Raw genomic sequence first — 265 nt, 5'->3', positions numbered from 1 at the left:
AAGATGAAGCTTTCAAACAAGAATTGGTAAGCAACCCGGTTCAGGCAATCGAAAAATTATCTGGTAAACCATTAGATTTAAAAGGTAAAAGATTAATTGTAACAGATCAGACAGATTATTCTGCGGTTTATATCAATATTCCTGCTAATCCTGAAAACATGGAATTAACAGATGCTGAATTGGAAGCTGTTGCCGGTGGACAATTTAACTTAGAGATTCTTTGGACAGGAATCTGTATTGGATGGGGAAATTAATTCCTGATTCA

At 35.1% G+C, this 265-nt stretch carries 1 protein-coding gene; it reads left to right on the top strand.

Going from position 1 to position 265, the window contains the following annotated elements; translation table 11 throughout:
- The coding region (locus ACHRWY_RS27690; protein ID WP_395359254.1) for a hypothetical protein at window positions 1–254 on the top strand (254 nt) is incomplete at its 5' end.
- Window positions 255–265 lie beyond the last annotated feature (11 nt).

Source organism: Flavobacterium sp. FlaQc-48, assembly GCF_044007335.1.
Classification (GTDB): Bacteria; Bacteroidota; Bacteroidia; order Flavobacteriales; family Flavobacteriaceae; genus Flavobacterium.
This window is presented reverse-complemented; position numbering and strand designations above follow the sequence as displayed.